The sequence below is a fragment of the Hydrogenophaga sp. genome, from assembly GCF_051007235.1.
GTDB lineage: Bacteria > Pseudomonadota > Gammaproteobacteria > Burkholderiales > Burkholderiaceae_C > Hydrogenophaga.
Genome location: NZ_JBPCSJ010000413.1, coordinates 1 through 7,961, shown reverse-complemented (window position 1 = coordinate 7,961; position 7,961 = coordinate 1). Strand labels below are relative to the sequence as shown.

Here is a 7,961-nt window from a genome sequence, read left to right as displayed (position 1 = left end):
TCGTGGCAACGGTCGAAGCCCCGGTCGCACCGCGGGTTGTAGGCGCAGCCGCGCGGGATGGCGTTCAGCCGCGGCATGGCGCCGTCGATCTGGTGCAGCCGCTCCCGGTCCACGTTCATGTCGGGGATGCAGGCCATCAGGCCCCTGGTGTAGGGATGGGCCGGGTGGTTGATGACCTCGTGCACCGGGCCGATCTCGGCGATGCGGCCAGCGTACATCACGGCCACGCGGTCGCAGGTCTCGGCGATCACACCCATGTCGTGTGTGATCAGCATGACCGCTGCGCCCCGCTCTTTGCAGATGCTCTTGAGCAACGTGATGATCTGCGCCTGGATGGACACGTCCAGCGCGGTGGTGGGTTCGTCGGCCACGATCAGGCGCGGCTCGGCCGCCAGCGCCAGGGCGATGACCACGCGCTGGCGCATGCCGCCGCTGAACTGGTGCGGAAAATGGTCGATGCGCTGCTCCGCCGCCGGGATGCCGGTGTCGCGCAGCAACTGGATGGCACGCTGGCGCGCTTCAGCAGCGCTCACCGGCAGGTGGGTGGTGATGGTTTCGATCAGCTGCCTCCCCACCGCATACAGCGGGTTCAACGAGGTCAGCGGGTCCTGGAAGATGGCGCCGATTTGACGGCCGCGCACCCGGCGCATCTGCTCGGGCGGCAGGTGGTCGATGCGCCGGCCGTCGAGCACGATCTCGCCGCTGGCCACGCGGCCCGGCGGCTCCAGCAGGCCGATGATGGACGCGCCGGTGAGCGACTTGCCAGCGCCCGATTCACCCACCACACCCAGGATTTCTCCGGGTGCGATGTCGAAGGAAATGCCGTCCAGCGCCCGCAGGGTGCCGCGGCGGCTCGGAAATTCCACGACCAGGTTTTTGACTTGAAGAAGGCTCATCGGAGTCTGGGGTTCAATGCGTCTCGCAGCCAGTCGCCCAGCAGGTTCACCGACAGGGCGATCACCACCAGCATGGCGCCGGGGAAGATGGTGATCCACCACTCGCCGGAAAACAGGTAGTCGTTGCCGACACGGATGAGCGTGCCCAGCGAGGGCGCCGTGGGCGGCGCACCCACGCCCAGGAAAGACAAGGTGGCCTCGGTGATGATGGCGGTGGCCACCTGGATGGTGGCCAGCACCAGCACCGGCCCCATGACGTTGGGCAGCACGTGCCGGCGCATGATGCGCAGCGGCGCCACCCCGGTCACGCGAGCAGCCTGCACGTATTCCTTGTTGCGTTCGACCAGCGTGGAGCCGCGCACCGTGCGCGCGTACTGCACCCAGCCGGTGAGCGTGATGGACAGGATAAGCACCCCGAACGCCAGCGTGTCGTGCGCGTCGGGAAACAGCGCGCGCCCCACGCCGGCGATCAGCAGCGCCACCAGGATGGGCGGGAACGACAGCATCACGTCGCACACGCGCATGAGCAGGCTGTCCACCCAGCCGCCCAGAAAACCGGCCAGCAGCCCCAGGGTCACGCCGATCAGCACCGACAGGACCACCGACGCCAGGCCCACCGCCAGCGAGATGCGCGCACCGTACATCAGCGCCGACAGGATGTCGCGCCCCTGGTCGTCCGTGCCCAGCCAGAAGGTGGGATTGCCCCCCTCGCTCCACGACGGGGGCAAGCGCGCGTTGGACAGCTCCAGCGACGCCAGATCGAACGGGTTGTGCGGCGCGATCCAGGGCGCGAACACGGCACAGACCAGGCAGACCAGCGCGATCACCGCGGCCACGATGGCCGTGGGCGAGGTGCGGAAACTGTGGCCGACATCGCTGTCAAGCCAGCGGCGAACAAGAGCGATCAAATGCAGCGCTTTCGAGAAAAGAAAAACCGGCCAACGCAGGGAATCGGCCCAGAGCCAGCGCGGAACCGGCTCCGCCAGGCCGCTGCTGGCATCCCCTGTGGGAAGCCGCGCATCGACGCAGGGGGGTTACCGATCCCGCGCGGGGGTGCTCACTTCAAGTTCATGTACCGGAACGGCATGACGTTGTCGGCCAGCTGGACCAGGCTCAGGTTGTTGGCCACGCCCCAGGCCAGCGCCTGCTGGTGCAGCGGGATGTGGGCGAAGTCTTCGTCGTGCAGCTTGAAGGCTTCCTTGATCAGTGCATTGCGCTTGGCCTGATCGGTTTCCGACTGGATCTTGAGCGTCAGCTCATCCAGCTTGGGGTTGCAGTACGCGCCCAGGTTGAACTGACCTGCGCCCTTGTCGTCCACGCAGCGGGTCAGCGCATTGAGCGCGTTGTGGGCGTCGTAGGTGCTGGGCGTCCAGCCCAGCAGGTAGAAGCTGGTGTCGCGCTTGAGCACCTTGGGGAAGTAGGTGCCCTTGGTTTCGGTCTGCAGGCGCACCTTCACGCCCACCTTGGCCAGGCTGGCGCTGACGGCCTGGCAGATTTCGCCGTCGTTCACATAGCGGTCGTTCGGGCAGTTCATGCTGACCTCGAAGCCGTTGGGGTAGCCGGCATCGGCCAGCAGCTTTCGGGCCGCATCCAGGTCGTAGGCCGGGCGCTTGTCCATGCTGGCGTCGTAACCGTTGATGCCCGGTCCCACCATCAGGGCCGAGGGACGCGAGGCGCCGCGCATCACGCTCTTCTGGATGCCCACGATGTCGATGGCCTGGTAGAAGGCCTGGCGCACGCGCTTGTCCTTGAACGGGTTCTTGCCCTTGACGCTGGAGTACAGCAGCTCGTCGCGCTTCTGGTCCATGCCCAGGAAGATGGTGCGCAGCTCAGGGCCTTGCATCACCTTGGTTTTGCCGCTGGCGTTGATGCGCGCCACGTCCTGCACCGGCACAGGCTCGATCACGTCCACCTGCCCCGAGAGCAGCGCGGCCACGCGCGTGGCGTCGTTACCGATCGGCGTGTACTCCACGTTGACCACGTTGCCTTCGATCTTGCCCCAGTAGGCCCCGTTGCGAACGAAGGTGGTCTTGACGTTGGGCTGGCGTTCGCGCAAGCGGTACGGACCGGTGCCGTTGGCGCGGAACGAGGCCGCGTTCTCAATGCCTTTGCGGCGGTCCACCGGCTTGGTCGCGTTGTTCTCCTCCGACCACTGCTTGTTCATGATGTAGAAGAAGGTCAGCACGTCCGGCAGGATGGGGAACGGCGCCTTGGTCTCGATCTCCACCGCGTGGTCGCCCACCTTGCGCACCGCCTGGATGTCGTTGGTGTAGCTGCGCATGTCCGAACCATCGCCCGCGCCGCGTGCGAGGCTGAACACCACGTCGTCGGCGGTGAACGGCTTGCCGTCGTGGAATTTCACACCCTTGCGCAGCTCGAAGCGCCACACCGTCGGCGAGGTTTGCTTCCAGCTGGTGGCCAGGCGCGGCGTGAGCTTGAGGTTCTCGTCCCGCCCCACCAGCGGCTCGTACACGTTGCCCACCACGCTCAGCTGCGTGGTCTCGTTGAGCGAGTGCGGGTCCATCGACAAGGCATCGCCCTGGTTGCCGATGCGCACCGTCTGGGCCGAGACCGCCGAGGCGGTGGCCAGCGCAGCGGTGACCAGGCTGGTCATCAGGGTGGGGGTGAACTGCATGAATTGCTCCTCTGAATGGGTGGACATGGAAAAGTAAAAACGACGGTCAGTCGGAAGCCGTGGCCAGCGGCATGCCCTGCTCGATCAGGCCTGCGTGCAGCGCTGCCCCCAGCGGCAACACATCGTCGTTGAAATCGTAGCGGCTGTTGTGCAGGAAGCAGCTGCCCACACCGTGTTCGGTGCCTTGCCCCAGGCGCAGATAGGCACCGGGCTTGACCTGCAGCATGAAGGCAAAGTCTTCGGCGCCCATGCTCGGTTCCAGCTCACGGTCCACATGCTCGTGCCCCAGCAAGCGCTGCGCCACGTCGGCCGCGAACCGCGCCTCGTCGCGGCTATTGATGGTGGCCGGATAGACACGTTCATAGCGAACATGGGCCGTGGCACCCAGGCCCATGGCGACACCGGCACACACCTCGTTCAGGCGGCGTTCCAGCAGGGCCTGCACCTCTGCACTGAAGCTGCGCACCGTGCCCACCAGCGTCGCCTTGCCGGGCACCACGCTGAAGGCGCCCGGGTCGCCCGCCTGCATGGAGCACAGGCTGATCACCGCCTGGTCGAGCGCGCGCACGTTGCGCGAGACGATGCTCTGCACCGCGGTGATGATGTGCGCCGCCACCAGCACCGGGTCCACCGTCTGGTAGGGGTGGGCGCCGTGGCCGCCCTTGCCACCGATCTCGATGGTGATGCGGTCCGCCGCCGCCATCATGGGCCCGGGGTTGATGCCCACCGTGCCCGGTTTCATCTGCGGCCAGTTGTGCATCGCGTACACCGACTGCACCTGGAAGCGATCGAACAGGCCGTCCTCGATCATGGCCTTGGCGCCGGCAAAGCCCTCTTCGCCCGGCTGGAAGATCAGCACCGCCGTGCCGTCGAACCGCCGCGTCTCGGCCAGATAACGCGCCGCGCCCACCAGCATGGCGGTATGGCCGTCGTGACCACAGCCGTGCATCAGACCGGGCTTGGCAGAGCGCCAGGCGAAATCGTTGTCTTCCTGCATGGGCAACGCATCCATGTCGGCGCGCAGCCCCATCATGCGGCCGCTGCCACGTTCACGGCCGTGGATCACCGCCACCACGCCGGTTTTGCCGATGCCGGTGTGGATCTCGTCCACACCACAGACCTTGAGCGCCTCCACCACGCGGCGCGCGGTGAAGTGCTCCTCAAAGCCCAGCTCCGGGTGCGCATGCAGCTCACGGCGCAGCGCTGTCAGCTCGGGGTGGTAGGCCGCGATGTGTGCGAACGCTCGGCCGTGGGCCTGGATACGCGATGTCAGCATGTCAATGCGCTCCGGATCTTTCAACGCGCAGACGAGGGTCCACCGCGAAGTACAGCAAGTCCACGACGAGGTTGATGACCACGAAAATCAGCGCGATCAGGCACAGGTAAGCGGCCATCACCGGGATGTCGGCGAAGGTCACCGCCTGGATGAAGAGCAGCCCCATGCCTGGCCACTGGAACACCGTCTCGGTGATGATCGCGAACGCGATCAGCCCGCCCAGCTGCAGGCCCGTGATGGTCATCACCGGCACCAGGGTGTTCTTGAGCGCGTGGCCGAAGTGCACCGCGCGCTGCGTCAGCCCGCGGGCACGAGCGAACTTGATGTAGTCGGTGCGCAGCACTTCCAGCATCTCTGCGCGCACCAGCCGCATGATGAGCGTGAGCTGGAAGATCGCCAGCGTCACCGCCGGCAGCACGATGTGGTGCCAGCCTTTGGCCGTCAACAGCCCGCTGCTCCACCAGCCCATCTCCACCACGTCACCCCGGCCGAAACTGGGAAACCAGCCCAGCTGCACCGCAAACACCAGGATCAGCAGGATGCCAATCAGGAACGTGGGCAGCGACACCCCCAGCAGCGAAACCGTCATGAACAGCTGGCTGACGAACGTGCCGCGCTTGAGGGCGGCGTACACCCCCATCGGAATGCCCACCGCCAGCGCCAGCACGGCGGCCACCAAGGCCAGTTCCAGCGTGGCCGGGAAACGCTCGGCGATCAGGCGCGACACCTTGGCACCCTGGCGCAGGCTCAGGCCAAATTCGCCCTGCACCGCGTTGACCAGGAAGTGCCAGAACTGCACGAAGAACGGCTGGTCCAGCCCCAGATCGGTACGCAACTCGCGGATCTGCTGGGGCGTCGCGTCCTGACCCAGCAGAAAGACCACCGGATCGCCCACGTACTGGAACAGCATGAAGGCGATCAGCGCCACGCTGACCATCACCACCACCGCCTGCGCCAGCCGCCTGAGAATGAAAGCAAACATGGCCTGTAGAGTCAAATGGTGCCGCACTGCGCGGGCGGCACAACCGCAAACCTGCAGCGCAGTTTAACGGCAGGCCAAGCCTGCCTGGAGCGGCCCAACGGCCCACGCTCAGGGCTGCTGATCCAGCCGCAACGCGCCATACCAGGCTTTCAGAGTGGACTGCGTGTTGTCGGTGTCCGTCATCAGTGCCACCGCCACCAACGGCCCGGGCTCCTCGCCAAACGCCCGAATGAAATCTGCGCGCACATCGCGCTGGTAGTCGCGCCACACCCCCAGGTTGGCCCCACCAGACTCCACCACCACCTTGCGGATGCGGTCGGTTCGGGGGTTGTTCAGCACCGCGTCCAGCGGATCGTCCTGGCTCCACACGTACGAGAGCGTGGCGTACGGCAGCGGCTCGCCGGTGAGCAAGCGGCTGAGTTCGGACAGCCGGTGCGTGCGCGCACTCCACGTCGAGCGATCGCCATCAAACGCCAACAAGATGCGAACGGGTGCATCGGTGGCGCTGGCGTCTTTCAGGTCCGCCCCTTCGGGCAAGGCCTCCACCTTCCACGAGAACGCCAACTTCCCGACGGCCTGCACCGGGGGGTCGAATTGCCGGCGCAGCACACTCACCGACCGGTGTGCATGCACCTCCAGGGCAGATCGGCCCTGGCGGGACACTGGCTGGAAAGGGGCAAACAGCTTTCCGGGGAGGCGAAACTCCTGCCAATCGCTGCCACCGGGTGGCGTCAGCAAAAGGGAGCGAGCGGCAGGCCCTGCCGTCGCCGCGTCGACAGGCCGTTCTCCTATCCAGGCACACGCGGTGAGGCTGGCGGCCACCGCCAGACAAGCCACCGCTCGCAGCATCGAAACGGCGCCAACGCTCAGGCTCGTGGACACCGCCTCATACACAACATTCTGTTTCATTCGAACCAGTGTAGCGCTCTGCCGACGCATCCCTCGCGTGGGGGATACAGACAGATACAGACCGGTTGGCAACACCTTGGGTTGTTTTAGATTGTCGCCAGGGCGCCCCCTCACCGGAGCGCCCTGGCGCCCGGGCACGGTGCCCGGCACCCACTGTCACACACGTTTTCAGGAGAGGTTCCCATGCTGAAGAAAGCCATCACCCTGCTGCTGTCCCTGGCCACCACCATCGCCATGGCCGCCGTGGACGTCAACACCGCCACCGAAGCCGATCTGGACAGCGTCAAAGGCATCGGGCCCGGCACGTCAGGCAAGTTGCTGGAGCAACGCAAAGCCAGCAAATTCAAAGACTGGCCCGACCTCATCGCCCGCGTCCCGGGCATCGGCGACAAGCGCGCCGCCAAGCTCTCGGCCGAGGGCCTGACGGTCAACGGTACCAAGTACCAGCCGGCAGCGGCCGAAACGCCAGCGCCCAAAGCCAAGGCCCCCGCAGCGACCACCAAGCCCTGAGCAATATCCGATCACGCCAATAAAAAACCCCGCTGCGTTGCCGCAGCGGGGTTTTTGACATTCAGAACTTCAGCTGGCTTGCGCCAGCGAAAGATCAGAAGGTGTGACGGATGCCAGCAGCGAAGAAATCGCCATCAGCTTGGCCGTTGGAGGCCTTGCGGCTTTCCTGACGCAGACCACCGTAAACCGTGGTGCGCTTGGACAGGCTGTAACCGGCAGCAACGCCGAAGCCGCTGTCGCTCTCGCCGCCCGACGGCTTGGAGCTGGCGTAGCCAACCGACACGGTCAGAGCGCTGCTCACAGGAATGTCAGCACCGATTTGGTACGAGTTGACCTTGGCACCAGCAACACCACCGGTATTCTTGGTGGTGTAGTAGCTGGCCAGCAGCTTGGCCATGCCCAGATCGTAGGAACCATTGATCATGGTGCCCTTCTGGTCGCCATTGGCTTCGTCTTTTTCGTAGCCCAGAGCAGCGGCGATGGGGCCGTTGGCGTAAGCAACGTTGAACGAGGTCAGCTTGCCAGCAGCGGCATTGCCCTTGAGCTGCGTGCTCACAGCGGCCGAGAAACCACCGAACGAGGGGGTAGCGTAGTACAGCTGGCCGTCGGCAGCGCCGTTGTAGGAGTTCAGCCAGATGGCGTTGGCGGACAGAGCCGAATCGAAACCGCTGTTGCCGGCACCGAACACGTCGTCCATGGCGTTCCAGTTGCGACCGAACTTGACGGTACCGAAGCCACCGGTCAGGCCAATGT

The 7,961-nt window shown here is 65.6% G+C and carries 8 protein-coding genes; 1 reads left to right on the top strand and 7 read right to left on the bottom strand.

Going from position 1 to position 7,961, the window contains the following annotated elements; genetic code table 11:
• The 6 genes from ACR2JA_RS14715 to ACR2JA_RS14690 form a co-directional block, all read right to left on the bottom strand.
• On the bottom strand, positions 1-896 hold an 896-nt coding region (locus ACR2JA_RS14715), incomplete at its 3' end, for an ABC transporter ATP-binding protein (RefSeq protein ID WP_434009827.1).
• Positions 893-1,804 carry an ABC transporter permease gene (locus tag ACR2JA_RS14710; RefSeq protein ID WP_434009826.1) on the bottom strand — a complete coding sequence of 304 codons (912 nt, stop codon included), beginning with the start codon at positions 1,802-1,804 and terminating at the stop codon, positions 893-895. The genes ACR2JA_RS14710 and ACR2JA_RS14715, both read right to left, overlap by 4 nt.
• A 149-nt stretch (positions 1,805-1,953) precedes the next feature.
• Positions 1,954-3,531 (bottom strand): ABC transporter substrate-binding protein, encoded by a 1,578-nt coding sequence (locus tag ACR2JA_RS14705; RefSeq protein WP_434009825.1) that lies wholly within the window; start codon positions 3,529-3,531, stop codon positions 1,954-1,956.
• Between the two features lie 46 nt (positions 3,532-3,577).
• Positions 3,578-4,807 carry a M20 aminoacylase family protein gene (locus tag ACR2JA_RS14700; RefSeq protein ID WP_434009824.1) on the bottom strand — a complete coding sequence of 410 codons (1,230 nt, stop codon included), beginning with the start codon at positions 4,805-4,807 and terminating at the stop codon, positions 3,578-3,580.
• A gap of 1 nt (position 4,808) precedes the next feature.
• Positions 4,809-5,789, bottom strand: a complete 981-nt coding sequence (locus ACR2JA_RS14695; protein ID WP_434009823.1) for an ABC transporter permease — start codon at positions 5,787-5,789, stop codon at positions 4,809-4,811.
• Between the two features lie 108 nt (positions 5,790-5,897).
• Positions 5,898-6,698: a DUF3047 domain-containing protein gene (locus ACR2JA_RS14690; protein ID WP_434009822.1), complete on the bottom strand. Its 801-nt coding sequence runs from the start codon at positions 6,696-6,698 to the stop codon at positions 5,898-5,900.
• A 183-nt stretch (positions 6,699-6,881) separates the two neighbouring features.
• Between ACR2JA_RS14690 and ACR2JA_RS14685 the strand changes: the two genes are divergently transcribed.
• Positions 6,882-7,208: a ComEA family DNA-binding protein gene (locus ACR2JA_RS14685; RefSeq protein WP_434009821.1), complete on the top strand. Its 327-nt coding sequence runs from the start codon at positions 6,882-6,884 to the stop codon at positions 7,206-7,208.
• Between the two features lie 94 nt (positions 7,209-7,302).
• On the opposite strand, the gene ACR2JA_RS14680 is transcribed toward ACR2JA_RS14685, so the two are convergent.
• Positions 7,303-7,961 (bottom strand): porin (locus tag ACR2JA_RS14680; protein WP_434009820.1); only part of this gene is annotated, 659 nt, incomplete at its 5' end.